Source organism: Pseudomonas pichavaramensis, assembly GCF_050473265.1.
Lineage (GTDB): Bacteria > Pseudomonadota > Gammaproteobacteria > Pseudomonadales > Pseudomonadaceae > Aquipseudomonas.
Map to the genome: position 1 here is coordinate 159,210 of NZ_JBJKFJ010000010.1, position 26,044 is coordinate 185,253.

Annotated in this window: 22 protein-coding genes and 1 CRISPR repeat array (1 of these 23 running past the window's edge); of the genes, 11 read left to right on the forward strand and 11 right to left on the reverse strand. The window is 64.8% G+C overall.

Annotated features, from left to right (window positions below):
- Window positions 1-8 precede the first annotated feature (8 nt).
- Window positions 9-2,621 (reverse strand): leucine--tRNA ligase, encoded by a 2,613-nt coding sequence (gene leuS, locus ACJRW5_RS17505; protein ID WP_484571763.1) that lies wholly within the window; start codon window positions 2,619-2,621, stop codon window positions 9-11.
- A 179-nt stretch (window positions 2,622-2,800) separates the two neighbouring features.
- Between leuS and ACJRW5_RS17510 the strand changes: the two genes are divergently transcribed.
- Both ACJRW5_RS17510 and ACJRW5_RS17515 read left to right on the forward strand, forming a co-directional pair.
- On the forward strand, window positions 2,801-3,229 hold the full coding sequence (locus tag ACJRW5_RS17510) for a hypothetical protein (RefSeq protein WP_484571764.1): 429 nt from the start codon (window positions 2,801-2,803) through the stop codon (window positions 3,227-3,229).
- A 62-nt stretch (window positions 3,230-3,291) separates the two neighbouring features.
- Complete coding sequence (locus tag ACJRW5_RS17515; RefSeq protein ID WP_484571765.1) at window positions 3,292-4,062, forward strand: YdcF family protein; 771 nt, start codon at window positions 3,292-3,294, stop codon at window positions 4,060-4,062.
- Window positions 4,063-4,216: 154 nt separating this feature from the next.
- Here the strand turns inward: ACJRW5_RS17515 and lnt are convergent, their stop codons facing one another.
- From lnt to miaB, 5 genes are all read right to left on the reverse strand, one after another.
- On the reverse strand, window positions 4,217-5,740 hold the full coding sequence (lnt, locus tag ACJRW5_RS17520; protein ID WP_484571766.1) for an apolipoprotein N-acyltransferase: 1,524 nt from the start codon (window positions 5,738-5,740) through the stop codon (window positions 4,217-4,219).
- Window positions 5,741-5,832: 92 nt separating this feature from the next.
- Window positions 5,833-6,672: an HlyC/CorC family transporter gene (locus tag ACJRW5_RS17525; protein ID WP_484571767.1), complete on the reverse strand. Its 840-nt coding sequence runs from the start codon at window positions 6,670-6,672 to the stop codon at window positions 5,833-5,835.
- Between the two features lie 165 nt (window positions 6,673-6,837).
- Window positions 6,838-7,305, reverse strand: a complete 468-nt coding sequence (gene ybeY, locus ACJRW5_RS17530) for an rRNA maturation RNase YbeY (protein ID WP_484571768.1) — start codon at window positions 7,303-7,305, stop codon at window positions 6,838-6,840.
- Complete coding sequence (locus ACJRW5_RS17535; RefSeq protein WP_484571808.1) at window positions 7,298-8,290, reverse strand: PhoH family protein; 993 nt, start codon at window positions 8,288-8,290, stop codon at window positions 7,298-7,300. The genes ybeY and ACJRW5_RS17535 overlap by 8 nt, the downstream gene beginning before the upstream one ends.
- Window positions 8,291-8,377: 87 nt before the next feature.
- Window positions 8,378-9,721 (reverse strand): tRNA (N6-isopentenyl adenosine(37)-C2)-methylthiotransferase MiaB, encoded by a 1,344-nt coding sequence (gene miaB / locus ACJRW5_RS17540; RefSeq protein ID WP_484571769.1) that lies wholly within the window; start codon window positions 9,719-9,721, stop codon window positions 8,378-8,380.
- Between the two features lie 220 nt (window positions 9,722-9,941).
- Between miaB and ACJRW5_RS17545 the strand changes: the two genes are divergently transcribed.
- Window positions 9,942-10,265, forward strand: coding sequence for a DUF1820 family protein (locus ACJRW5_RS17545; protein ID WP_004424773.1), 324 nt, complete (start codon window positions 9,942-9,944; stop codon window positions 10,263-10,265).
- Window positions 10,266-10,303: 38 nt separating this feature from the next.
- On the opposite strand, the gene ACJRW5_RS17550 is transcribed toward ACJRW5_RS17545, so the two are convergent.
- The 5 genes from ACJRW5_RS17550 to ACJRW5_RS17570 all read right to left on the reverse strand — a co-directional run bounded on the left by ACJRW5_RS17550 (window position 10,304) and on the right by ACJRW5_RS17570 (window position 14,310).
- Window positions 10,304-10,852: a tetratricopeptide repeat protein gene (locus tag ACJRW5_RS17550; protein ID WP_484571770.1), complete on the reverse strand. Its 549-nt coding sequence runs from the start codon at window positions 10,850-10,852 to the stop codon at window positions 10,304-10,306.
- Between the two features lie 95 nt (window positions 10,853-10,947).
- Window positions 10,948-11,580, reverse strand: a complete 633-nt coding sequence (locus ACJRW5_RS17555; protein ID WP_484571771.1) for a DUF6962 family protein — start codon at window positions 11,578-11,580, stop codon at window positions 10,948-10,950.
- Entirely contained in the window at window positions 11,580-12,869 is a 1,290-nt protein-coding gene (gene hemL, locus ACJRW5_RS17560) for a glutamate-1-semialdehyde 2,1-aminomutase (RefSeq protein ID WP_484571772.1), read from the reverse strand. The genes ACJRW5_RS17555 and hemL overlap by 1 nt, the downstream gene beginning before the upstream one ends.
- Before the next feature lie 23 nt (window positions 12,870-12,892).
- The gene (thiE, locus tag ACJRW5_RS17565) at window positions 12,893-13,516 is read right to left on the reverse strand and encodes a thiamine phosphate synthase (RefSeq protein ID WP_484571773.1); all 624 of its coding nucleotides are present in this window, start codon (window positions 13,514-13,516) and stop codon (window positions 12,893-12,895) included.
- Window positions 13,513-14,310 carry a hydroxymethylpyrimidine/phosphomethylpyrimidine kinase gene (locus ACJRW5_RS17570; RefSeq protein ID WP_484571774.1) on the reverse strand — a complete coding sequence of 266 codons (798 nt, stop codon included), beginning with the start codon at window positions 14,308-14,310 and terminating at the stop codon, window positions 13,513-13,515. The genes thiE and ACJRW5_RS17570 overlap by 4 nt, the downstream gene beginning before the upstream one ends.
- Before the next feature lie 143 nt (window positions 14,311-14,453).
- Between ACJRW5_RS17570 and ACJRW5_RS17575 the strand changes: the two genes are divergently transcribed.
- The 8 genes from ACJRW5_RS17575 to ACJRW5_RS17610 all read left to right on the forward strand — a co-directional run bounded on the left by ACJRW5_RS17575 (window position 14,454) and on the right by ACJRW5_RS17610 (window position 25,066).
- Window positions 14,454-15,614 carry an MFS transporter gene (locus tag ACJRW5_RS17575; RefSeq protein ID WP_484571775.1) on the forward strand — a complete coding sequence of 387 codons (1,161 nt, stop codon included), beginning with the start codon at window positions 14,454-14,456 and terminating at the stop codon, window positions 15,612-15,614.
- 86 nt (window positions 15,615-15,700) lie between these two features.
- Window positions 15,701-16,447 (forward strand): siderophore ferric iron reductase, encoded by a 747-nt coding sequence (locus ACJRW5_RS17580; RefSeq protein WP_484571776.1) that lies wholly within the window; start codon window positions 15,701-15,703, stop codon window positions 16,445-16,447.
- Entirely contained in the window at window positions 16,441-17,208 is a 768-nt protein-coding gene (locus tag ACJRW5_RS17585; protein ID WP_484571777.1) for an ABC transporter ATP-binding protein, read from the forward strand. Before ACJRW5_RS17580 ends, ACJRW5_RS17585 begins: the two co-directional genes overlap by 7 nt.
- A gap of 2 nt (window positions 17,209-17,210) precedes the next feature.
- On the forward strand, window positions 17,211-19,187 hold the full coding sequence (fhuB, locus tag ACJRW5_RS17590) for a Fe(3+)-hydroxamate ABC transporter permease FhuB (RefSeq protein ID WP_484571778.1): 1,977 nt from the start codon (window positions 17,211-17,213) through the stop codon (window positions 19,185-19,187).
- The gene (locus ACJRW5_RS17595; RefSeq protein ID WP_484571779.1) at window positions 19,184-20,053 is read left to right on the forward strand and encodes an ABC transporter substrate-binding protein; all 870 of its coding nucleotides are present in this window, start codon (window positions 19,184-19,186) and stop codon (window positions 20,051-20,053) included. Before fhuB ends, ACJRW5_RS17595 begins: the two co-directional genes overlap by 4 nt.
- A gap of 111 nt (window positions 20,054-20,164) precedes the next feature.
- Window positions 20,165-22,576 carry a hybrid sensor histidine kinase/response regulator gene (locus tag ACJRW5_RS17600; protein ID WP_484571780.1) on the forward strand — a complete coding sequence of 804 codons (2,412 nt, stop codon included), beginning with the start codon at window positions 20,165-20,167 and terminating at the stop codon, window positions 22,574-22,576.
- 202 nt (window positions 22,577-22,778) lie between these two features.
- Window positions 22,779-23,420, forward strand: coding sequence for a TetR/AcrR family transcriptional regulator (locus tag ACJRW5_RS17605; RefSeq protein ID WP_484571781.1), 642 nt, complete (start codon window positions 22,779-22,781; stop codon window positions 23,418-23,420).
- Complete coding sequence (locus ACJRW5_RS17610) at window positions 23,417-25,066, forward strand: acyl-CoA dehydrogenase family protein (RefSeq protein WP_484571782.1); 1,650 nt, start codon at window positions 23,417-23,419, stop codon at window positions 25,064-25,066. The genes ACJRW5_RS17605 and ACJRW5_RS17610 overlap by 4 nt, the downstream gene beginning before the upstream one ends.
- Before the next feature lie 84 nt (window positions 25,067-25,150).
- Window positions 25,151-26,044: direct repeats of the CRISPR family, unit length 29 nt; unit sequence GTGTTCCCCGCGCCAGCGGGGATGAACCG; it runs 1,156 nt beyond the window's last position.

Consider the following 26,044-nt stretch of genomic DNA (forward strand, 5'->3'; position numbering starts at 1 on the left):
GAGCTTAATCAGTTGGCGACGATGTTGACCAGCTTGCCCGGTACCACGATGACCTTGCGAATGGTCACGCCCTCGGTGAAGCGCAGTACGTTCTCGTTGGCTCGGGCGCTGGCTTCCACTTCTTCGCGGCTGGCGCTGGCCGGCACTTCGATTTGCCCACGCAGCTTGCCGTTGACCTGTACCACCAACGTCAGGCTGTCCTGCACCAGAGCGGCTTCGTCGACCTGCGGCCATTGTGCATCGATCACCGCATCGCCATGACCCAGGCGCTGCCACAGCTCATGGCTGATGTGCGGTGTGATGGGGGCCAGCAGCAGTGCGACCGTTTCCAGGCCTTCCTGCACCAGGGCGCGATCTTGCTCGGTGGCGGTAGCGGCCTTTTCCAGCACGTTCATCAGGGTCATCACCTGAGCGACGGCGGTATTGAACTTGTGGTGCTGGCCGATATCGTTGCTGGCCTGCTTGATGGCCAGGTGGATGGCGCGGCGTACGGCCTTCTGCTCGTCGTTCAGGCTGCTCACGTCCAGCTTGCCCGGCAGGCCGGCGCTGACGTGGGCGTGAGCCAGACGCCAGACGCGGCGCAGGAAGCGGTTGGCGCCCTCGACGCCGGCGTCCGACCACTCGCAGCTTTGGTCGGGCGGCGAGGCGAACATCATGAACAGGCGGCAGGTGTCGGCGCCGTACTGGTCGATCATGTCCTGCGGGTCGACGCCGTTGTTCTTCGACTTCGACATCTTCTCGGTGCCGCCGATTTCCACTGGCAGGCCGTCGCTTTTGAGCTTGGCGCCGATGACCTTGGCCTTGGCATCGCGCTCGACCTCGACGTCAGCCGGGTTGAACCAGTCCTTGCCGCCGTTTTCCAGAGTGCGGTAGTAGGTCTCGGCGACCACCATGCCCTGAGTCAGCAGGTTCTTGAACGGCTCGTTCGAGGACACCAGGCCTTCGTCACGCATCAGCTTGTGGAAGAAGCGCGCGTACAGCAGGTGCAGGATGGCGTGTTCGATGCCGCCGATGTACTGATCCACCGGCAGCCAGTGGTTGGCCGCTTGCGGGTCGACCATGCCGCCCTCGTAGTTCGGGCTGGCGTAGCGGGCGTAGTACCAGGAGCTTTCCACGAAGGTGTCCATGGTGTCGGTTTCACGCTTGGCCGCGGTGCCGCATTTCGGGCAGCTGCACTCGTAGAACTCGGGCATCTTCGCCAGCGGCGAGCCGGCGCCGTCCGGCACCACGTCTTCGGGCAGCACCACCGGCAGCTGGTCTTCCGGCACCGGCACGTCGCCGCAGCTCGGGCAGTGGATGATCGGGATCGGGCAGCCCCAGTAACGCTGACGGCTGATGCCCCAGTCGCGCAGACGGAACTGGGTTTTACGGGCGCCGTGCTCGCTGGCTTCCAGGTCGCCGACGATGGCGTCGAAGGCGGCGTTGAAGTCGAGGCCGTCGTACTTGCCGGAGTTGATGGTGCTCAGGCCGGCCTTGTCGCCGTACCAGTCCTGCCAGGTGCTGGCGTCGTAGTCCTTGCCTTCGCCGGCATACACCTGGGTGATCGGCAGGTTGTACTTGTTGGCGAATTCGAAATCGCGTTCGTCATGTGCCGGCACCGCCATCACCGCGCCTTCGCCGTAGCCCCACAGCACGTAGTTGGCGACGAATACCGGCAGCTTGTCGCCGGTCAGCGGGTGGATGACGAACTGGCCGGTGGCCAGGCCCTTCTTCTCCATGGTGGCCATGTCGGCCTCGGCCACGGAGCCGGCCTTGCACTCGGCGATGAACGCCTGCAGCTCGGCGCTGCCTTCGGCGGCGCGCTGGGCCAGCGGATGCTCGGTGGCCACGGCCACGTAGGTGGCACCCATCAGGGTGTCGGGGCGGGTCGAGTAGACCTTGAGCTGGCCGGCGATGCCGATGCTGTCGACGTCGTAGTCGAAGGCGATGTCGGCACCGAAGCTCTTGCCGATCCAGTTGCGCTGCATGGTCTTGACCTGCTCGGGCCAGCCGTCCAGCTCATCCAGGCTGCTCAGCAGCTCTTCGGCGTACGCGGTGATCTTGAAGTAGTACATCGGGATTTCGCGCTTCTCGATCAGCGCGCCCGAACGCCAGCCGCGGCCGTCGATGACCTGCTCGTTGGCCAGTACGGTCTGGTCCACCGGGTCCCAGTTGACGGTGCCGTTCTTGCGGTAGATCACGCCCTTCTCGAACAGGCGGGTGAACAGCCACTGCTCCCAGCGGTAGTAGTCCGGCTTGCAGGTGGTGACTTCACGCGTCCAGTCGATGGCCAGGCCCAGCGATTTCAGCTGGGACTTCATGTAGGCGATGTTCTCGTAGGTCCACTTGGCCGGCGCTACCTGGTTCTTCATCGCGGCGTTTTCCGCCGGCATGCCGAAGGCGTCCCAGCCCATGGGCTGCAGCACGTTCTTGCCCTGCATGCGCTGGTAGCGGGCAATCACGTCACCGATGGTGTAGTTGCGCACGTGACCCATGTGTAGCTTGCCGCTGGGGTAAGGGAACATCGACAGGCAGTAGAAGGTGTCCTTGCCGGGCTGTTCGCTGACGACGAAGGAATTCTGCGCGTCCCAGTGGGACTGCGCGGCGGCTTCTATTTCACGGGGCGAGTACTGTTCGTGCATGGCTCTGGCGCTGAAGGAAAGGGGGCTTGCGGAAAACGTCGTAGCATACATGAGCGCCGTCTATCGAGGGAAACCCAGATTGTGCTGCGCTCGCCGTTTGTCGCGGCATCGAGCCCATTGCATGGCCTTCGCTAAGCTTTGTTAAAGGCCTGCAATTGGCAGGTCTCGCGAGGTGTTAGATGGCTGATGCACGGCAAGCGGAGCGGGGTGGCGGTCTCTATGAGCGGCTACTGCAGCGTCTTGCCCTGGCGCTAGAGGAGGCGGACACCGCCAGTCGCCTGCATGCCGAACCCCTGCGCGATCTGGAACTCGATGGCCTGAGCCCGGCCGAGCTGGAACTGATTCGCGCGTACCTCAATCGTGATCTGCACTGGTTGCGTGGCTGGCATGCGGCGGCAGAGGAACTTGCCTTGATTCAACGTCAGCCGCTGCGCAGTGCCAAGCCTGCCGGCGGCAGACCGACGGGCAGGATCAAACCGCTGATGAAGCGCCGTCAGGCATTGTGCTGTGCGCTCTGTGGGGAGCCGGTCAGCTGGCACCGCGGGCAGGAGGCGCAGGCGTGCCAGGCTTGCGGCTCGAAGCTGTTTCGCAGTGGCAATTCTCGCTAGCGGTTTTCGTCTCGCTCGGTTTTTCTGCAACCTGTTAGGCTTTGGCACCCCGGAGGTGCCTGATGCCGATTCGCTACATCCTCAAACAATTGCTGATGCCGCCAGGTGCGCTGTTGCTGTTGATCCTGCTCGCCTGGTGGTGGCGTCGCAGGTTTCCACGCCTGGCGACGGGATGCTTCGTGCTCGGCTTTGGTGGGCTCTGGTTGATGAGTCTGCCGGCTGTCATGCAGTGGGGCGCCAGCCAGCTTGAGCGCGAACCGGCGCTGGCCGAAGCGCAGTGGTCGACCCTGGCGCAGCGCGCTGATGCCATCGTTATCCTCGGCGCCGGGCGTGAACAGAACGATCCAGGCTGGGGCGGAACCGATCAGCCTGGACTGATGGCGCTGGAGCGCCTGCGTTACGCGGCGCGTCTGGCGCGAGCATCCGGTTTGCCCTTGGCCGCTACCGGCGGCCTGCATTACGGCCAGCCGCCCAGCGAAGCGGCGTTGATGGCCGATGCGATGAAGCGCGATTACGGTTTGGAGATTCGTTGGCTGGAGGAGCAGAGCCGCACGACTTGGGAAAACGCGCTGCTGAGTGCCGAATTGCTGAAGCCGCAGGGAGTGCGCCGCGTGGTGCTGGTCACCCAGGCCTGGCACATGGCGCGGGCGCGCTGGTGTTTCGAGCAGGCCGGCTTCGAGGTGATCACCGCACCGATGGGCTATCTCAGCGCCGGTTATGAACGCCCGTTGGGCGGCTGGCTGCCGGAGTCGCGGGTGATATGGCAGAGCAGTCAGTTGCTTAATGAGGCCATCGGGCTGCTCGCCTATCCGTGGGTATACGGTGCTGATTGAGGCTGAGCGTTCGCGTAGGAGCGGCTTCAGCCGCGAACGAGGCTGGCAGAGCTTTCGCGGCTGAAGCGAAGTGCCGCCCAGCCGCTCCTACTATGCTGTGGCTTGGCGGCTCGATCGAGCCTAAAGGCCTGTTCGGTGTCTCGCTCCGCTTTGCCTACACCGTCTTGGCCATACGGCTGGCCAACAGCGCCCAGCCCAGCAGCAGGGCGCAGAAAATCGCCAGCGGCCAGATGCGCCATTGCAGGTACGGGGTCAGCCCCTGCATGGGCAGCACCTCGCCGTAGAGCACGCCGCGTTCGAACTGCGGCAGGCTGAACTGGATGCGGCCCTGCGGATCGATGACCACGGTCATGCCGTTGTTGGTGGCGCGGATCATCCAGCGGCCGGCCTCGAGCGCGCGCATCTGTGCCATCTGCAGGTGTTGCAGAGGGCCGATGGAGGTGCCGAACCAGGCGTCGTTGCTTACCGTCAGGAGGATGTCACTGTCCGCCGCCAGGGATGCGGCGAACTCCGGGTAGACCACCTCGTAGCAGATGAACGGGGCAATTCGGTAGCCCTTGGCCTGCAGGGGCGGCTGTTCGACCGGGCCGCGGGCGAAGTCGGACATGGGCAGGTCGAAGAAGGCGATCAGCCCGCGCAGCAAGTCCTGCAGGGGTACGTATTCGCCGAAGGGAACCAGTTTCTGCTTGAGGTAAGTGCCCTGCGCATCACCGATACTGGTGATGGCATTGTAGTAACGCAGCTCGCCACGCTCGTTGGACTGGCGCACCGGTACGCCGGTGATCAGCGCGCTTTGGCGATCACGGGCGAAACGATCCATCACGCCGATATAGCCCTGCGCCATGTCCTTGAGTACCGGGATGGCGGTTTCCGGCCAAACCAGCAGGTCGACGCGCTCGGCACTGAAGCTGAGGTCACGGTACAGCGCCAGCTGGGCGTTGAGCTGGGCGGGGTCCCATTTCATGTTCTGTTCGACGTTGCCCTGCACGGCGGCGACGCTCAGGCTGTTGCCGGACGGGTAGGTCCATGGGTGATCCTGCAGCGACAGCCCGGCGATCCAGGGGGCGATGAGCAGTATCAGGCCCGCAATGTAGCGCGGCTTGTGCGGCCGCAGGCGCTCCAGGTTGACGATCAGCGCTGCCGACAGCGCGACCAGGAAGGACGCCAGCCATACACCACCGACCGGCACCAGGCCGCTGAGCGGGCCGTCGAGCTGGCTGTAGCCGGCGTAGAGCCAGGGGAAACCGGTGAGAAACCAGCTGCGGAAAACCTCCTGAAACACCCACAGTGCGGCGAACGCCAGGGCGTCGGCCAGTGGTGCTTCGCTACGGCGTATCCAGCGTGCCCAGAGGGCGGCGCTCAGGGCGAAGAACAGGCCAAGGCCTGCGACGAAGCCCAGGGTAAGAATACCGGCCAGCGCGGGCGAGGCGGCGCCATAGTCATGGATGCTGACATACACCCAACTGGTACCCGAGGCGAACAGACCAAACCCATAGCTCCAGCCGCGCAGCGCTGCCTGACCCGGGCGCAAATGGCGCAGGCCCAGATAGAACAGGGCGATGGACAGTACGGCCAGTGGCCACAGGTCGAACGGGGCGAGGGCCAGGGTGGTCAGGGCGCCTGCGCCGCAGGCGAGCAGATGACCGGGCCAGCCCGGACGGGTGATCCATTGCAGCATGGGCAGATCCTTGGATACGGAGTGGCGCAAGGGTAGAGCGGAATCGAGGCGGGGGAAAGCATTCGCCCTCTCCAGGTGGAGAGGGCGAGGGCTCAGCGACTGACCGGGGTCAGGCGCAGCAGATGGATACGGCGGCTGTCGGCGTTGAGCACGCGGAAGCGGAATTCGCCGATCTCGGTCACTTCGTTGCGCTTGGGCAGGTGGCCGAAGGCATTCATTACCAGACCGCCGACGGTGTCGTATTCGTCGTCGGAGAACTGGCTGTCGAAGGTCTCGTTGAAGCTGTCGATGGGCGTCAGCGCCTTGATCAGGTAGTCGCCGGACGGCAAGGGTTTGATATAGCCATCTTCCTCGACGTCGTGCTCGTCCTCGATGTCGCCGACGATCTGCTCGAGCACGTCCTCGATGGTCACCAGGCCGGCGACGCCACCGTATTCGTCGATCACCACGGCCATATGGTTATGGTTGGCGCGGAACTCGCGCAGCAGCACGTTGAGTCGCTTGGACTCGGGCACGAAAGTGGCCGGGCGCAACATGTCCTTGATATTGAAGTTGGGCTGCTCGCTTTGCAGGATCAACGGCAGCAGGTCCTTGGCCAGGAGGATGCCGATCACGTCGTCGAGGCTTTCGCCGATCACCGGGTAGCGTGAGTGCGCCGCATCGATGATGGCAGGGAGAAATTCGCGGGGAGTCTGGTTGGCCTTGATGCTGATCATCTGCGAGCGCGGCACCATGATGTCGCGTACCTGCAGGTCGGCGACCTGGATGGCGCCTTCGACGATGGTCAGCGCTTCGCTGTCGAGCAGTTTGTTCTGGTGGGCTTCGCGCAGGACTTCCAGCAGCTCCTGGCGGTTTCTCGGCTCATGAGCAAAAGCCTGGGTCAGTTTGTTGAACCAGGACTTCTGCTCGTTGCTCGATCGGTCTTCGCTCATGGCGTTTTACTCGGGATCCTTGTCAGGAAAAGTTATTGGCTATGTACGCGTTAGCTGTTGAGGTCGCAAGTAGGCTTTTGTAGGAGCCACGCCCTCGGGGCGAACGGACAGGGCAGCAGCGATCTCGCGCCGCTGCGACTATCGTTTCGCGCCGGGGCGGCGCTCCTACAAGGCAGGTCGTTCATCGTCGGCATACGGGTCGGGATGACCCAGTTCGGCGAGCAATTGTCGTTCCAGATCTTCCATTTCGAGGGCTTCTTCTTCCTCGATATGGTCATAGCCCAGCAGGTGCAGGCAGCCGTGAATCACCAGGTGCGCCCAGTGTGCTTCCAGCGTCTTGCCTTGCTCGGCCGCCTCACGTTCGAGCACCGGCACGCAGATCACCAGGTCGCCGAGCAGCGGGATATCGAGCAGTCCTTCCGGCACATCGGCGGGGAAGGACAGCACATTGGTGGCGTAGTCCTTGTGCCGCCAGGTGTGGTTCAGTTCGCGCCCCTCGGCTTCGTCCACCAGACGGATGGTCAGCTCGGAGTCGGCCGTGCGCTGACGCAGGGCCAGTTCGCACCAGCGGCGCAACTGTGCTTCATCAGGATGCTGGCCATCACTGGCCAGTTGCAGGTCGAGCTCAAGCATCCTTGCCCTCGGCCTTGCTCTGCACGCGGGCGTCGTGGCGTTCGTAGGCCTCTACGATGCGCTGCACCAGCGGGTGGCGCACCACGTCCTTGGGCAGGAAATGGGTGAAGCTGATGCCTGGCACGTCCTTGAGCACCTCAATCACGTGGCCCAGGCCGCTCTTGGTGCCACGCGGCAGGTCGACCTGGGTGATGTCGCCGGTGATCACCGCAGTGGAGCCGAAGCCGATGCGGGTGAGGAACATCTTCATCTGCTCGACGGTGGTGTTCTGGCTCTCGTCGAGGATGATGAAGCTGTTGTTCAGCGTACGGCCGCGCATGTAGGCCAGTGGAGCGATCTCGATCACCTGCTTCTCGATCAGCTTGGCCACGTGGTCGAAACCGAGCATCTCGTAAAGCGCGTCGTACAGCGGGCGCAGGTAGGGGTCGATCTTCTGCGCCAGGTCGCCGGGCAGGAAGCCGAGCTTTTCGCCGGCCTCGACCGCTGGGCGCACCAGCAGAATCCGCCGCACCTGCTCGCGCTCCAGCGCATCTACCGCGCAGGCTACGGCCAGGTAGGTCTTGCCGGTACCGGCCGGGCCGATGCCGAAGTTGATGTCGTTGTCGAGGATCGCCTTGACGTAGCGCTGCTGGTTGGCGCCGCGCGGCTTGATCACACCCTTGCGCGTGCGCAGGGTTACCTGCGGGGCGTTGCTCGGGTTGACGAGTTCCTCGACGCCGGACTCCTGCAGGTACAGGTGGACCATGTCCGGCGATAGTTCGGTGGCCTTGGTTTCGCGGTACAGCTTGCGCAGCAGTGTCTCGGCGGCCAGGGTCTTGTCGGCGCTGCCGATCATCTCGAACTGGTTACCTCGGTTGCGGATTTCCAGGCCGAGGCGCTCTTCGATCAGGCGCAGGTGCTCGTCGAACTGGCCGCAGAGGTTGGCGAAACGGCGGGCCTCGAAGGGCTCGAGGGTGAAACGATGGGGTTCTAGAGAGGCGTTCAAGGTGATGTTGTGATCGTCACTTGGCTGGGTATTGAAAGGCAGCATAACGCTGGCCGCCCACAACGCAAAGTGTGGGCGACCGCGACATTAGTGGAGGGTCTCGGCGTCCAGCAGTGTGCCGCGCAGCGAGTGTGGCAGGGCATCGTCGATATGCACATCGACGAATTGGCCGATCAGGCGCGGATTATCGCAACGGAAGTTGACGATGCGGTTCTGCTCGGTGCGGCCCTGGAGCATGCCCGGGTCCTTCTTCGAGTAGTCGCTGACCAGGATGCGCTGCACGGTGCCGACCATGCGTCGGCTGTTTTCGAAGCCATTCTGGCTGATGCGGTGCTGGAGCAGGGCCAGGCGCTGCTTCTTCACTTCGTCCGGGGTGTCGTCCACCAGATCGGCGGCCGGGGTGCCGGGGCGCGAGCTGTAGATGAAGGAGAAGGAGAAGTCGAAGCCGACGTCGTCGATCAGCTTCATGGTCTGCTCGAAGTCCTTCTCGGTCTCGCCGGGGAAGCCGATGATGAAGTCAGAGCTGATCAGGATGTCCGGCACCGCTGCGCGCAGCTTGCGGATGCGCGACTTGTACTCCAGCGCCGTGTGGTTGCGCTTCATCGCCGCGAGAATGCGGTCCGAGCCGGACTGCACCGGCAGGTGCAGGTATTTGACCAACTGCGGAATCTCGGCGTGGGCCTGGATGATCGCATCGGAGAACTCCAGCGGGTGGCTGGTGGTGTAGCGAATGCGCTCGATGCCGTCGAGCGCTGCCACGGCGTGCAGCAGCTCGGCGAAGTCGGCGATGCGCCCGTCCGGGGTCTCGCCGCGGTAGCCGTTGACGTTCTGCCCGAGCAGGGTGACTTCCTTGACGCCCTTGTCGGTGAGCTGGGTGATTTCCAGCAGCACATCGGCCAGTGGGCGGCTGACTTCCTCACCGCGGGTGTAGGGCACCACGCAGAAGGTGCAGTACTTGCTGCAGCCTTCCATCACCGAGACGAAGGCGCTGGGGCCGTCGACACGCGGTTCGGGCAGACGGTCGAACTTCTCGATCTCGGGGAAGCTGATGTCCACCTGGGCGGTCTTGGTCACGCGCGCGGCATCGATCATTTCCGGTAGGCGGTGCAGGGTCTGCGGGCCGAATACCACGTCGACGTAGGGTGCGCGGTCGCGAATGGCGGCGCCTTCCTGGCTGGCCACGCAGCCGCCGACACCGATCACCAGGTCCGGGTTGGCCTGTTTCAGCTCGCGCCAGCGACCGAGCTGGGAGAACACCTTGTCCTGCGCCTTCTCGCGGATCGAGCAGGTATTGAGCAGGATCACGTCGGCGTCTTCGGGTTTTTCCGTAACCTCCAGGGCCTGATGCTCGCCCAGCAGGTCGACCATGCGCGAGCTGTCGTACTCGTTCATCTGGCAACCGTGGGTTTCGATATAGAGCTTCTTGGTCATGGCACTGTCTGAGGTGGTTAAAAAATGACCGCGCATTATAGGGGAGAGGCAGGCAACAGGCTACAAGCGGCGCATGGCTATCGAGGCTCATGTGGCCCGGGTGCAATCCAGAGCGCGGCAGGTCGGGCATTCATCCCCGGATTGCATCCGGCTACGCTAGCGTGCTGCTTTCGGCCTTGTGCTATTCTGCGCGCCCCGTTTTTCCTGACTTCGAGCCTTCATGAGCAAGCGCGATCCCATCTACAAGGTGATTTTCCTCAACCAGGGCCAGGTGTACGAGATGTACGCCAAGCAGATCTTTCAGAGCGATCTGTGGGGCTTTCTGGAGGTGGAGGAGTTCGTCTTCGGCGAGCGCAGCCAGCTGGTCGTCGACCCCAGCGAGGAGAAGCTCAAGGCGCAGTTCGAGGGCGTGGTGCGCAGCTTCGTGCCGATGCACGCGATCATCCGCATCGACGAGGTGGAGCGTCTGGGCACGGCGAAGATCAGCGAGGCCAAGGGCGGCGGCAACGTCATGCCGTTCCCCATGCCGATGCCGGATAAATAAGCCCGGAGCCGTAGGGTGCGCCGCGCGCACCCGCGCGTTCAAGGCAGAGGTGCGAAAGGGGAACGGCCTTCGGCTGTCTGCAGTTCCAGCAGGTAGCTGCGGAAGATCTGCCCCAGCACCTGGCTGGCGATTTCCAGCTCGTCACGACGCATCTGCGCCGATACCAGGTCGGCGCTGTCCATGGCTTCGTCCGAGCCATTGACCGAGGCCATCTTCAACACGATGTAAGCCTGCACGTTGTTGGCGGGTACGCCTTCGCCACGGAAGAACATGGTGCCCAGACGTAATTGCGCTTCGGCATGGCCCTGCAGCGATGCCCGCTCGAACCAGTTCAGCGCCTGCTTGAGGTCGCGCGGGGTGCGCTTGCCATCGTAGTAGTACTCGCCGAGTTCGAAGGCCGCCTGCATATCGCCGCCACGCGCCATCTCCTGGCAGCTCGCCAGCGCATCGGGCATGTCTTCGGGAGGGGCGTTCAGGGCACAACTGCCGGTTGCGGGAATCAGCAGGGAGTTGCCGCCTGCGGATGCAAACAGCGGGAGGAAAAGCAACAGGCAGCCCAGTGACAGGGTGCGGCCGGTGCGGTTCATCTGGATAACGGGACCTCGGCAGTTCAGGGCGGGTGACGTGCCCGGTCGGCGCGATGCGTGCCGACCGTCGCATTATGGAATAAACCGCGCGTTTGTTACAAAGCCTGTTTCTTCGCGCTTCCCGGCAGGGTTAAGAGCAGCCAGACCAGCAACGGATAAGCCAGTGCCAGCAGCACGTGGAACAGGTCCACACGCAGCAGCGAGCCGATCGCGCCCGCGCTGCCCACTCCGATGCCGGCCAGCAGGAACAAGCCCACTGCGCTGCCGGCAGCGAAGAGCGCGCTACGCTGCGGCCATTGCATGGCACCGGCATAGAGAATCAGCACCAGGGTGAGCAGATTCAGCGCCAGGCGGTAGTCCTCGAGGTAGCCGAGCTGACGAAACAGCTCGAAGAAGGCGCACAGCCCGAGCAGGATGCGTCCCCAGTTCGGCCGGCTCCAGGCCCAGCCACGGCTCAGCGCCAGTGCTGCAGCGCCCAGCAGTGGCAGGCCGAGAAAGGCACTGGCCTGGCTCAGCCACAGGTGCGCCTCTTGCCAGCCAGTGTCGAGGCCGTAGCGCACCACGCCGACGCTGGCGGCCGCTGCAGGCAACAGGAACCCCAGCAGCGCACAGAACAGCGCCGGCTGGTCGCCTTCGCCATGACGCCCGCGGGCCCGGCCGACAAGCCAGGCGCAGGTTGCGCAGGCGATGGCCAGCAGGGCATCGCTGAAGGCCGTGCTGTACTGCATCAGGCTTTTTTCAGTTCGGCGAAGGCGCGCTCGGCTGCAGCGAAGGTAATCTCCAGCTCCTTGTCGCCGTGGGCGATGGAGGTGAAGCCGGCCTCGAAGGCGCTCGGCGCCAGGTACACGCCGCCCTCGAGCATCAGGTGGAAGAAGCGGTTGAAGCGCGCGCTGTCGCTGGCCATCACGTCGGCGAAGGTGACGATATCGTCGGCGCCGCTGAAGTACAGACCGAACATGGCGCCTGCCTGCGTGGTGACGAAGGGGATGCCGGCGGCATCGGCACGCTCCTGCAGGCCGGCGAGCATGCGCGAGGTGTAGTCGCTCAGCTCGGCGTGGAAGCCCGGGCGGCTGATCAGTTTTAGCGTGGTCAGGCCGGCGGCCATTGCCAGCGGGTTGCCCGACAGGGTGCCGGCCTGGTAGACCGGGCCCAGCGGGGCGATGCAGCCCATGATCTCGCGCTTGCCGCCGAAGCAGCCGACCGGCATGCCGCCGCCGACGATCTTGCCGAAGGTCGACAGGTCCGGGGTGATGCCGTAGTAGCCCTGGGCGCCGCCCAGCGAGACGCGGAAACCGGTCATCACTTCGTCGAAGATCAGCACCACGCCATGTTTGTCGCACTGCTCGCGCAGGCCTTCGAGGAAACCCGGCGCTGGCGGTACGCAGTTCATGTTGCCAGCGACCGGCTCGACGATGATGCACGCCACTTCGCCGCCGACCTGGGCCAGGCACTCGGCCACGGCGTCGATGTCGTTGAAGGGCAGGGTCAAGGTGTGTTTGGCGAAGGCCGCCGGTACGCCGGCGGAGTTCGGCACGCCCTGGGTCAGGGCGCCAGAACCGGCCTTGACCAGCAGGCTGTCGGAGTGGCCGTGGTAGCAACCCTCGAACTTGATGATGCTGTCGCGGCCGGTGTAGCCACGGGCCAGGCGGATGGCACTCATGGTCGCCTCGGTGCCGGAGCTGACCATGCGCACCATCTCCATCGACGGTACCAGCGAGCACACCAGTTCGGCCATCTCGGTTTCCAGGGCGGTCGGTGCGCCGTAGGACAGGCCGTGTTCCAGCTGACGACGTACCGAGTCGAGTACGTCCGGGTGGCTGTGGCCGAGGATCATCGGGCCCCAGGAACCGACGTAGTCGACGTAGCGCTTGTCGTCTTCATCGACCACGTAGGCGCCTTCTGCGTGCTTGAAGAACAGCGGGGTGCCACCGACGCTGCGGAAGGCACGTACTGGCGAGTTGACGCCGCCGGGGATGTGCTTCTGGGCGTTGGCGAAGAGGATCTCGGAACGGGACATGACGGGTTCTCTCTGCAAAAGGGTCAATCGAACAGCGCCGCGAAGGCGCGGGCGCGGTCTTCCACCTCGGAGGCGGAGTCCGCAGCGAACAGGGCGTGGATCACGGCGACCAGGCTGGCGCCGCGAGCGATCAGACCGGGGGCGGTGTCCAGGTTCACGCCGCCGATGGCGACGATGGGCACGCTGAAGCGAGCACGCGCTTCATCCAGCAGCTCCACGGTGGCTGCCGGTGCGCCTGGCTTGGTGTTGGAGTTGAAGAAACGGCCGAAGGCGATATAGCTGGCGCCTTTGCTGACGGCACATTCGGCCAGCTCCAGCTGCGCGTGGCAGGTGCCACCAATCACGGCGTCGCTGCCGAGGCGGGCACGGGCAGCAGCCAGCGAGCCGTCGCTCTGGCCCAGGTGCAGGCCGACGCCCAGGCGCGCGGCCAGTTCGAGATCGTCGTTGATGATCAGCGTGGCTTGGTGGCTGCTGCACAGTTCGGCCAGGGCCTGTGCCTCATCGAAGCGGCGCCCGGCATCGGCGGACTTGTCGCGGTACTGCAGCAACCGCGCACCGCCGCGCAGCGCCGCCTCGGCATAGGGCAGCAGCTTGCCGCCCGTCAGCAGTGGCGTGTCGGTGATGGCGTAGAGGCCGCGCAGGTTCATTGGCCGTAATCCAGCGGCAGGCGGCGCGGAACGAACTGGCCGTGGCCGGGCTGCTCGGCGTCACGCAGGGTGCACCAGGTGTAGTCGAGCGCGCTTTTCACGGCGCTGACCAGCTCCTGACCCAGCGCCAGGCGTCCGGCCAGGGTGCTGGCCAGGGTGCAACCGGAGCCATGGTAGCTGCCGGGCAGGCGCGCGCAGGTGAAGGTGTGGCGGCTGCCGTCGCGGCTGTACAGGCGGTTATGCACTTCGGCTTCGTCGCCATGGCCGCCGGTGATCAGCAGGTGCTCGATGAAAGGCAGCAGCTTGTCGGCGCATTCGTCGGCGCTGCCGTCTGGCAGTTCGGCGAGGATGCGCGCTTCCGGCAGGTTGGGTGTGGCGATGGTGGACACGGCGAACAGGCGCTCGCGCATGGCGTAGCCGACGTCATCCTTGCCCAGTGAGCCACCACCGCCAGCACGCAGCACCGGGTCGCAGACCAGCGGTACGCCAGGCAGCTGGCTCATCACCTCGAGCACGGTATCGACCATCTGCACCGAGCCGAGCATGCCCAGCTTGACCGCCGCCACCGGCAGGTCAGCGATCACCGCGCGGGCCTGAGCCAGCACCCAGTCGCGGTCGAGTACGCGGAAATCACTGACATTGACCGTGTCCTGCACGGTCAGCGCGGTGACCGTCGGGGCGGCGTGGCAACCCTGGGCGAGCAGGGCTTCGATATCGGCCTGCAGGCCGGCACCACCGCTGGGGTCGTGGCCGGACATGCAGAGCACTACGGGGCGAGAGTTTGGCATTTTCATGGTGCGCGAGCTTATCACTAACCGTGGTCAGGAGGCTGCACGGCATGCCCTTCAGTAGCCTTTCTGATTCTCGTCTGTATTGGCGTTTGCCTCGCTGGAAATGGCATCATGCGCGGCCCTGCCGCCTTGCCCGATTGCTGCCGATGACGCTGCGTACTTGCCTGATCATGATGACCGCCTTGGCGGTGATCACCGATAACCTGATCATCCCCTTCTACCCGCAGTATTTTGCCGAACGCTTCGACAATCCGCCGGAGCAGCATGTCGGCCTCTATTTGGCGGTCGTCAGTCTGGTGGTGATGGCGGTGTTTCCGCTCTGGGCGCGTCTGGCCAAGCGCGTGCACCCGGTGCGCATTCTGATCAGTGCGCAGTTCATGGCTGGCAGCCTCACCGCCGCCTGCTATTTCATCGACTCGCTGCCGCTGTTCTGGGTGGTGTCGCTGGTGATGGTGCTGTTTAAGGGCAGCTACCTGCTGATGTATCCCTACGTGATGAGCCTGCAACAGCAGGACAACCACACCCAGACCATCGGTACGCTGTCTGTGGTGGTGCACTTCGGCGCCATTCTTGGCGCGGCGCTGGGCGGCCTGATCCTGCAGATCATGAACATCGGCGACGTGTTTCTGGTGATGGCCGCAGGCGACTTCATTCAGATGGCCATCTGCATGCATCTGGTGCGTGGTCATCTGCCCGCTCCTGGCGAGCAGCCAGCGAGCGAAGAGGCGCCGGTGAAGAATGAGGCGCGCAGCCTGCCGGCCATCTACCGGTTGTGCCTGGTGATGCTGCTGTTCTATTGCGTTGGTTACATCACGCGGCCGTTCTTCGCCGTCTACTGGCAGCAGGTGGCGCAGTGGAACAGCGAGATGGCCGCCGGCTTCGTCTATTCACTGCCCGGCGCGGTGGCCGTACTGGCGCTGTGGTGGGGGCGTCGTGCGACCAAGCAGGGCAATACCCGCGATGGCATCCTTGCCGGGCTGCTGCTGGGAGCCGTCGCCACCTTCATCCAGGGCTTCGGTGATCAGTGGCTGATCCTGCTCGGCCGGGTACTGTTCGGCTGGGCGCTGTATCAGGTCACGGTGCGCCTCGATGCGCTGCTGTTCGAGCTGAGCTCGCCGGAGCACTACGCGGTGGACTTCAGCAAGATCAACATCTTCCAGTGCCTGGGCAACATGGGCTCAGCCTACGGTGCCGGCCTGCTGGTCAGTCACTACGGCCAGGTCGTGCCGTTCTGGGTGGGGGCGGCCGGCCTATTGCTGACGGCGGCGCTGTTCCCCTTGCTGGTGCGCAAACCCAGCACTGCGTGAGACCTCAGTAGCGAATGATAATTTGATGCATATGCATATCGATGATTAAATTCGCTGCTCTTTTGGTCTTTCCCAGGTCCGCCGCGATGCACGACCTTCACCATCTGCTCGACGTGATTTCCCGCACCCTGCCGGGCGTGCCGTGGCGAATCGGCTGCGCCGAGGACGAGCAGTTGGTCTGCGGCAGCGATGGCAACACCCAGCGTATCGCCAGCCTCTATCAATATTGGCGTGAGGCGCACCCGGAGGCCGGCCCGCATTATTGGTCGGTCCGCAGTTGGACCTACCTGGTTTGGCAACCCATCTACCTGACACTGCTCAGCGTGCACCTGGCACAGCGTGCTCCTTGTCTGGCCAGCCTCGGGCAAAGCCTGCACAGCGGCGTGGTCTCGGGCTTTTGCCTGGCTGAGCATTGCCCATGGCAGGCCAGCGAGTCTGAGTTGATCGGCCGGGCAGCACGCCAGCTCGATGAGTGGCTGCGTCGCCAGCATGCCGAGTTCTGTCAGGTACAGAGCATCCACGGCAAGCTGGCGCAGCGCCTGGCGGCTGATTTCGTGCTGGCAGCGTTGTTGCTGGTGCAGCGCCAGCTGGTCCTGGGCAACGAGCAACTGCTTGTACTGGCTGGGCAATGGCTGGCCGCGCTGGGTCTGAGTGGTGGCAGTGACCTGATCACCGTGCGCCTGGACGATGGCCGCGACTGCCTGACCCTGGAACGCAAGGCCTGCTGCCAGCATTTTCGCCGCTGTGACGGCAGCCTGTGCAGTACCTGCCCGAAGCTGCAGCGGGACGAGCGTCTGCTGCGTTTGCGTGAGGAGTTGGCGCTGGCATGTTGAAGCTGCGTGACATCGAAGTTCGCCGTGGCGAGCGAGTGACGCTGGCCCTGGACGAGCTGCACCTTGAAGGTGATCGCTTTACCGTGATCCTTGGCCACAATGGCTCGGGCAAATCCACCCTGATGAACCTGCTGGCGCGTCAGCTGGAGCCGACGCGTGGCAGCCTGCAGCTCGATGATCAGCCGCTGTCGCGCTTCTCCGCCCGTGACTTCGCCCGGCGCGTGGCGTTCCTGCCGCAACACCTGCCGGACGTCGCCGGGCTGACTGTGCGTGAGCTGGTGCGTCTGGGCCGCTTCCCCTGGCGCGGTTTGCTCGGCCGCTGGCGCGCCGAGGACCATGCGGCGGTCGATCAGGCACTGGCGCAGACCGATGTCGCGCACTACGCCGAGCAACTGGCCGATGGCCTGTCCGGTGGCGAGCGGCAGCGGGCCTGGATCGCCATGCTGCTGGCCCAGCATTCGCCGTTGCTGTTGCTCGACGAGCCGACCTCGGCGCTGGACCTGGCTCACCAGTACGAGCTGATGGGCCTGCTGCGCCAGCTCAACCGCGACAGTGGTCGTGGCATCGTCGCCATCCTGCATGACATCAACCTGACCGCACGGCATGCCGACCGAGTGATCGCGCTGAAGCAGGGACGCATCTTCTTCGATGGCAGCCCGGACGAGTTGCTCGACGGGCCGCTGCTCAGCCAGCTCTATGACATCGATATCGAACTGATCGAGCAGCCAGGCAGCGCTCGCAAGATTGCCGTGGTGGCCTGAACGTGGCGGCAGTCTCGGCGCCGTCACGCCACTTTCTGACGCTGCTCGTGCTGCTGCCGCTGATGCTGGTTCATCTGTGGCTGGCGGCCGAGCTCGCTCCGTTCGAATTGTGGGCATTGCTTGGCGCGCAGACGCAGAGTTTCGAGTTTCTTCAACTGCAGCTGTCGGCGCTACCCAGGCTGTGCATGGCGCTGCTGACAGGTGCGGCACTGGGGCTTTCCGGCAGCCTGTTGCAGCAGATCACGCAGAATCGCCTGGTGTCGCCGATGACCATTGGCGCCTCCTCGGGGGCCTGGTTGGGGCTGGTCCTGGCCACCCTGCTGGTGCCGGCATTCGCCGCCGACCATGGCCAATGGGCCGCCCTTGGCGGCGCGTTGGCAGCGGTCGGACTGGTGCTGCTGATCGCCGGGCGCAGTGGTATCGGCGGTTTGCCACTGGTGCTCGGCGGCATGGCGATGAACCTGTTGCTGGGTGCGCTGGCGGCGGGTCTGGTGCTGATCAACAACCAGTACACCCAGGGACTGTTCGTCTGGGGCGCGGGCGACCTGGCGCAGATCGACTGGCATTGGGTGCAGTGGCTGTGGCCCAAGCTGCTGCTGGCGGTGCCGCTGCTGATCCTGGCGCCGCGCCCGTTGAGCCTGTTGCAACTGGGTAGCGACGCCGCCCAGGCCCGCGGTCTGGCACTGTGGCCGGTGATGCTGGCGCTGTTTCTGGCTGCGCTGTGGCTGTGCTCGGTATCGATCACCGCCGTCGGGCTGATCGGCTTCATCGGTCTGCTCACGCCCAACCTGGCGCGGTTGCTCGGTGCCCGTACGGCGCGCGACGAACTGTTGTACAGCACGCTGCTCGGCGCTTTGTTGCTGCTGGCCACCGATGCCCTGGCGTTGCTGGCCAATCAGCTCGGCGGCCAGCTGGTGCCCAGCGGCGCGGCTGCGGCGTTGATCGGCGCGCCGGTGCTGTTGTGGATGGCGCGCCGGCATCTGGCGGCCGAAGACCCGCACGGCCTGCAACTGCCGGCCGGTGCCGAATGTTTCGGTTGGCGCAGTGCGCTGTGGGTCGCGCTGCTGGCTCTGCTGGCCTTGATTTTGGCCCTGGGCCTGGCGCGCGGCCTGGACGGCTGGCGTCTGCAGTGGCCGTCGGCGCTGGTCTGGTCGCTGCGTTGGCCGCGCGTGCTCACCGCCGCGTCGGCAGGGGCGGGGTTGGCTATTTCCGGATTGCTGCTGCAGCGCCTGTTGCGCAACCCCTTGGCCAGCCCGGATATCCTCGGCCTGTCGGCCGGCGCCACCTTGGCGGTGATGCTCGCACTGATGCTGTTCGGTGGCGGTGTGCTCGGCGCCGTGGCGCCGCTGGCGGCCTTCATCGGCAGCCTGGCGGTGCTGATCGTGCTGATGCTGCTCGGTCGCCGTCACCGCTATTCCCCGGCCCTGATGGCGCTGTTGGGTATCTCCCTCGGCGCACTGCTCAATGCGGCGCTGCAGTTCGTGCTGGCCAAGGGCACGGCAGATTCCTTCGCCCTGCTGGGCTGGTTGGCTGGCTCCACCTATCGCGCCACGCCAGCGCAGGCGCTGTGGCTGAGTGCGGGAGTGGTGGTGCTTGGCGTGCTGGCGGCACTGTTCCAGCGCGCACTGACGCTGATCGGGATCGGCGATGGCGTGGCTGCCAGCCGCGGGCTGAATGTACCGCGCCTGCGCCTGGCGCTGCTGGTATTGGTGGCGCTGCTCTGCGCGCTGGTCACCAGCCTGCTTGGCCCTGTGGCTTTTCTCGGCCTGCTGGCGCCACATATCGCGGTGATCCTCGGTGCGCGCCGTGTGCTGCCGCAACTGCTGCTGGCCGCAGCGCTAGGCGCAGTACTGATGCTGTTGGCGGACTGGGCCGGGCGCACCCTGATCTTCCCGCTGCAGATTCCGGTCGGCATCGTCGCCTCGGTGCTGTGCGGCGCGTACTTCGTGTACTTGCTGATTCGCGGGAGACTGGCGTGAGGGTTTGGCTGCTGGGTCTGCTGTTGCTCTGGCTGACGCCCGTATGGGCCAATGACGCGCCACGGGTGGCAGCGCTGAGCTGGGAGGCGGCAGAGCATCTGCTGATGCTTGACGTCACCCCGGTGACCGTCGCGGATGCCGGCGACTATCGCGCCTGGGTGGTGCGTCCGACATTGCCTGACAGCGTGCCGTCGAGCGGTTCGCGCCTGGAGCCCAATCTCGAACTGCTGGCCGAATTGCGTCCGCAGCTGATCGTGATTCCGCCGCTGCTCGAGGACATTCGGCCATTGCTGGAGCGCATTGCCCCAGTGCAGGTGTATCAGAGCTTTGGCCAGCAGCACGACAACCTGCAGGTGCAGCGCGAGGCGTTTCGCAGCCTGGCCCGTGCGCTGGGGCGTGAGGCCCTGGCCGAGCGACGTCTGCAGGCAATGGACGATGAGCTGGAGCAATTGCGTGAGCAGTTGCAGGCGCACTATGCCGGGCAACTGCCGGCGGTGACGGTGATTCGCTTTTCCTCGCCGACCGCGGCCTTCATCAATGGTCCCAACTCCATGCCGCAGCATGCATTGACGTTGCTCGGTCTGCAGCCGGCCATACAACTGGAGCCCAGCCCCTGGGGAGTCACTCAGGTGCCGATTACCGCGTTGGGGCATATCGACAGTGGCGTCGTCCTGCATATCGAGCCGTTCGCCCAACAGGCGCAACTGTTCGCCTCGCCGCTTTGGCAGGCAATGCCCTTCGTTCGCGCCGGGCGCTTTGCGGCGATGCCGTCGACCTGGACCTACGGCGGCGTGTTTTCCCTGCAGTATCTCGCCGAATCCATCACGCAAGCGTTGCTTAAACTGCCAGCCGAATCTGGCAAATAGCGTCGACAGTCCCTAGAGTAGGGCGATTCGAATATAAGTCTGCCTTGCGTGACGGCGCCATCCAGGGCTGATGGGAGCCTGAGTGTCGTTCGACAGGGCTAGTGGAGTCGTATGTCCCGGCTGCTCGTGCTCTTGCTGAGCCTCGTTTTTTCCTCGCTCGTGGGCGCCGTTACCTTCGACGAACAGGTGCGCGCGCTGCCGCTTGGGCAGAGCATGTACGTTTTCGAAGACGTACGTGGCGATGCCAGCATCGACGACGTTTCCTCTCAGGCGGTGCAGGGCAGTTTCCGTCTGCACGACAAGCCTGTGCTGAACGCCGGTTATTCGCGTTCGGTATTCTGGCTGCGTCTGGACCTGCAGTATCGCCCGCAGCAGGCGCAAGGCTCGCGCAACTGGCTACTCGAGCTGGCGTATCCGCCGCTCGATCACCTGGAGCTCTACCTGCCTGACGACAACGGCAGCTTTGCCCTGGCGCAACGGACGGGGGACGCGTTGCCATTCGACAGCCGGCAGATTCGGCAGAACAACTACCTGTTCGAGCTGAACCTCGAGCCTGGTCAGAGCAAGCGCATCTATCTGCGCCTGGAAAGCCAGGGCTCGATCCAGGCACCGCTGACCCTGTGGGCGCCCAACGCCTACCTGGAAGAACAGCCCGGGCGCATCTACGTGCTGGGCATCATCTACGGCGTGCTGCTGGTGATGCTGGTGTACAACCTGTTCATCTTCCTCAGCGTCCGTGACACCAGCTACCTCTATTACATCTTCTATATCGCCTCGTTCGGCCTGTATCAGGTCTCCGTCAATGGCGCCGGCATCGAGTACTTCTGGCCCAACAGTCCCTGGTGGGCCAATGCCGCGACGCCATTTCTGATTGGCTCTGCCGCGCTATTCGGCTGTCAGTTCGCCCGCAGCTTCCTGCATACGGCCGAGCACAGCCCCTGGGTCGACCGCCTGCTGCTGTTGCTCATGGCGTGTGGTGCCACGGTGATGATCCTGGCGTTGTGCATCAGTTATGCCACGGCGCTGCGGCTGGCCACCTACCTGGCATTGCTGTTCACCGTGGTGATCTTCGCCGCCGGCATCCTCGCCTGGCTGCGCGGCATGCGTGTGGCGCGCTACTTCATCTTCGCCTGGACGGCTTTTCTCATCGGTGGCGTGATCAATACGCTGATGGTCCTGGGCTATCTACCCAACGTCTTTCTCACCATGTACGCCAGCCAGATCGGCTCCGCTCTGGAGGTCGGCCTGCTGTCGCTGGCGCTGGCCGATCGCATCAATGCGATGAAGGAAGAGCGCACGCGTATCCTCCAGGAGGCCGGGCGCAAGCTGGAGGCGCTGAACCAGGAACTGGCCGACAGCAACCGCTTCAAGGATGAGTTCCTCGCCACCGTCACCCACGAACTGCGCACACCGATGAATGGCGTGATCGGCTCGCTGGAGCTGATGCAGACGGTGAAGATGGACGTGGAGCTGGAGCAATATCAGAAGACGGCCGCGGCCTCCGCGCGCGACATGATGCGCATGGTCAATGACATCCTCGCACTCACCGAGCTGCAGGCCGGCAAGCTCTACCCGCGGCGCGAAGCCTTCAGCCTGCGCGGGCTGTTCGATGGTCTGCGTGCACAGTACGCCCCGCGCGCCGAGGACAAGGGGCTGAGTTTCGCCCTGGAGCTGGATGACAGCCTGCCCGACACCCTCGAAGGCGATGCCGCCAAGCTGGCGCAGGCATTGGGCTACCTGCTGGACAACGCGATCAAGTTCACCAGTGACGGCGGCGTGAGCCTGCAGGTCAGTCGGGCCGGGAGCATTGGCAGCAACCTGCCGCTCAGCGTGGTGGTCAGTGACAGCGGTATCGGTTTCGCGCATGTCGAGGGCGATCTGTACCAGCGTTTCCACCAGCTCGATGGTTCCATGACGCGCAAGTACGGTGGTCTCGGCATCGGTCTGGCGATCTGTCGGCACCTGGTCGACCTGCTGGGCGGTAGCCTCAGTCATGAGTCGCAGCCCGGTGTTGGCAGTCGCTTTCGCCTCAATGTGCCATTGACCCTGCCGGAGCAGCCTGCCACGCCGGTCGCCCGTCCGCAGCGTCAGCCCTGTGGTGCGGCGCTGCGCCAGGCACAGCAGTGCACGGTGCTGATCGTCGAGGACAATGCGATCAACCAACTGGTGACCCGCGGCATGCTGCTCAAGCTCGGTTACCGCGTGCGCACGGCCGACAATGGCGCGGAGGCCCTGGAGCTGCTGCGTGACGAAACAGTCGATGCCGTGCTGCTGGATTGTCAGATGCCGATCATGGATGGCTTCGCCACCTGCCGGGCGATCCGCGCGTTGCCGGGTTGTGCCGAAGTGCCGGTGCTGGCGATTACCGCGCACAGCCACAGCGGCGACCGGGAGCGCTGCCTGGCGGCCGGCATGAGCGACTACATGGCCAAGCCGGTGAAGTTCGAGGAGCTGCGCGTGCTGCTGCACGACTGGGTGTTGTGCCGCCCGGCAACGGTTTCCAGTGGCGCCGCGCCGATCTGAGGCTTCGCCGGGTGGAAGTCGCTCAGCCTTGTAGGAACCGGCTTGCCGGCGATGCTTGGCGCCTGTCAGGTCGATGATCGCCAGCAAGCTGGCTCCTACACGTGCAGCTTTGCACGAGTACGCCGCAGATTTGGCCGGATCGTCTCTTTAGCCATGGTCTGAATCCTGATTCACTGAGCGCGAGTGAATCAGGATTCAGACCATGGTGTATCGCACGACCGAAGCCCGACTTGACCGCGACCAGGCCCTGCGCCAACGCATCCTTGCCTGTGCCTTGCAGCGGGTCAGCGCTGGTGGATTTGCCGCGCTGACCATGCAGGCGCTGGCCGAGGATGTCGGCATCGCCACCGGCAGCCTGTACCGCCACTTTCGCAGCAAGGGCGAACTGGCCGCCGAGGTCTTCGCCAGCGCCAGCCAGCACGAGGTCGACGCTCTGGGCGCCGCTCTGCGCGGTGCGGGCAGCGCGACGCAGCGTCTGCGCAGCGGTCTCGAGCAGTTCGCTGCCCGCGCCTGGCAAAGCCGGCGCCTGGCCTTCGCGTTGATCGCTGAGCCGGTCGACCCGGAAGTCGACGAGCAGCGCCTGCTCTATCGTGAAGCCTACGCCGAGCTGTTCATCGAATTGCTCGAAGAGGGCGTTCGCGCCGGCGAATTTCGTATCGAACAGGTCGGTCTGGTGGCAGCCTGCCTGGTTGGTGCCATTGCCGAATCCCTGGTCGGGCCGCTGTCGCCACCGGCCCGCGCCGCCCGCGAAGCCGGGCAGCCCACACTGGAGCTGGCGCAGGTCAGCGCCGGCCTCGTCACCTTCTGCCTGCGCGCCGTCGGCGCCGAGGAGCCCACACGATGAAACCCAGCCTGCACGCCGAAACCCACGAGGTGTTCAATCAGGTTCCCAGCCTGGATGGTGCCAACCTCTATCACCTCGACCTGCCGCTGCAGGAGTGGATTCGGCGTTACGACGGCGGCTGGGCGGACGAGCGCCTGAGTCGCTATGGTGCCCTTGCCGGTGGCGCGTTGATGCAGGCGGGGTTTCTCGCCAACGAGAACAAGCCGGAGTTCAGGAGCCACGATCGTTACGGCAACCGTATCGACCTGGTCGAGTTCCACCCGGCCTATCACGAGCTGATGCGCACGGCCGTCGAGCATGGCCTGCCATCTTTGCCCTGGACCGATCCGCGGACCGGCGCCCATGTGGCTCGTGCCGGCCTCACTTATCTGCACAGCCAGGCCGAGGCGGCCAGCGGTTGTCCGTTGACCATGACCTTCGCTGCCGTGCCGGCCATCAGTCTGCAGGCCAATGTTGCCGAGCAATGGTTGCCGAAGATCCTCGCCACCGAGTACGACCCGCGCAACCTGCCGATGGAGCAGAAGAGCGGCGTCACCATCGGCATGGCCATGACCGAGAAACAAGGCGGTACGGACGTGCGCGCCAACACCACACGCGCCTATCCGATTGGTCTCGGAGGGCCGGGGCAGGGCTATGAGCTGGTCGGCCACAAATGGTTCTGCTCGGCGCCGATGTGCGACGCCTTCCTGACTCTGGCCTACACCGACAAGGGGCTGTCGTGTTTCCTCCTGCCGCGCCACCGCCCGGATGGCTCGCGTAACGAGTTCTATATCCAGCGTCTGAAGAACAAGCTGGGTAACTGGGCCAACGCCTCCAGCGAGGTGGAATACCGTGGCGCCTTCGCCTGGATGCTGGGTGAGGAGGGGCGCGGCGTGCCGACCATCATCGAGATGGTGGCCATGACCCGCTTCGATTGCATGGTCGGCTCCAGCAGCCTGATGCGCCAGGCGCTGACCCAGGCAGCGCACCACTGCGCGCATCGTCAGGTCGGTGGCAAGGTGCTCGCCGAACAGCCGCTGATGCAGAACGTGCTGGCCGATCTGGCGTTGGAAAGCGAGGCCGCGCTGGCGCTGTGCATGCGCATGGGCCGCGCGCTCGACCATCGGCACGACGAGCAGGAGGACAAGTTCGCTCGTCTGGTCACGGCCGTGGGCAAGTACTGGATCTGCAAGCGCGCCCCGGAAATGATCTACGAAGCCAGCGAATGCATGGGCGGCGCCGGCTATGTCGAGGAGACCATCATGCCGCGCCTGTACCGCGAGGCGCCGGTCAACTCGATCTGGGAAGGCTCGGGCAATGTGCAGTGCCTGGACGTGCTGCGTGCCCTGTCCAAGGAGCCGGGCGTGCTCGACGCGCTGTTCGCCGAGCTGGGCGATGGTCATGGTGATGCCCGCCTGAAAGCGCATATCCACCGGCTCAAGGCTGACTTCAGCGATACCGCCGACATCCAGTACCGCGCCCGCCAGCTTACCGAGGACATGGCCGTAGCACTGCAGGCCAAGCTGCTGCTCGAGGCGGGCAACAGCGTAGTCAGTGATGCCTTCATCGCCAGCCGCCTGGACGGGAGAGGGCGGGTCTACGGCACCTTGCCACGCGGTGTCGATGTCGAGGCGCTGCTGGCGCGCAGTACGCCAAATCTGCTTTGATGGCAGAGCGATCTTTAACAAGGAATAGTTGGTAGATTTTTAGCGACTAATTTTCCCCTTTGGGAACAATTGGTTACGCTAAGTGTGTTCCCCGCGCCAGCGGGGATGAACCGTGGAGCTTGCGCCTGCTGGTCGATGGCGAGGAGTGTTCCCCGCGCCAGCGGGGATGAACCGGCGTAGCGGTGCGCCGTTGGCCAGCGACCGTTCGTGTTCCCCGCGCCAGCGGGGATGAACCGGAGGTTGATCGCGTCGTGATTATGGAGTCATTGTGTTCCCCGCGCCAGCGGGGATGAACCGGACGCCGCCGCCATCTGGGCCATGAACGAACTGTGTTCCCCGCGCCAGCGGGGATGAACCGACCAATTTCGATGGTCTTGGCGGTCCGGCTGAGTGTTCCCCGCGCCAGCGGGGATGAACCGGTGATCGTGGCCTTGTCGCCGAGTGGCGCGGCGTGTTCCCCGCGCCAGCGGGGATGAACCGCTGTGGTGATGACATTCCCGAAGCCCGGCGCCGTGTTCCCCGCGCCAGCGGGGATGAACCGTGCGAGAACCTGATCTGGCTGATCAGCTTTCTGTGTTCCCCGCGCCAGCGGGGATGAACCGTCTTCCGGCTCAATGGCTACCCATGACTTGCAGTGTTCCCCGCGCCAGCGGGGATGAACCGGACACGACGGCGATTGATGGGGCAACTATCTGTGTGTTCCCCGCGCCAGCGGGGATGAACCGCGGGTCGACTCCTGCGAGCCCTGGTATGCGGCGTGTTCCCCGCGCCAGCGGGGATGAACCGCGTCAACATTGGGTAATAGTTCCAGCACGGCCGTGTTCCCCGCGCCAGCGGGGATGAACCGTCGGTGGCCACGTGCTCGGCGTGCCGGACGCTGTGTTCCCCGCGCCAGCGGGGATGAACCAGACCGCGGCTATCTGTACGGTACCCACTACCTGGTGTTCCCCGCGCCAGCGGGGATGAACCGGCATCCCT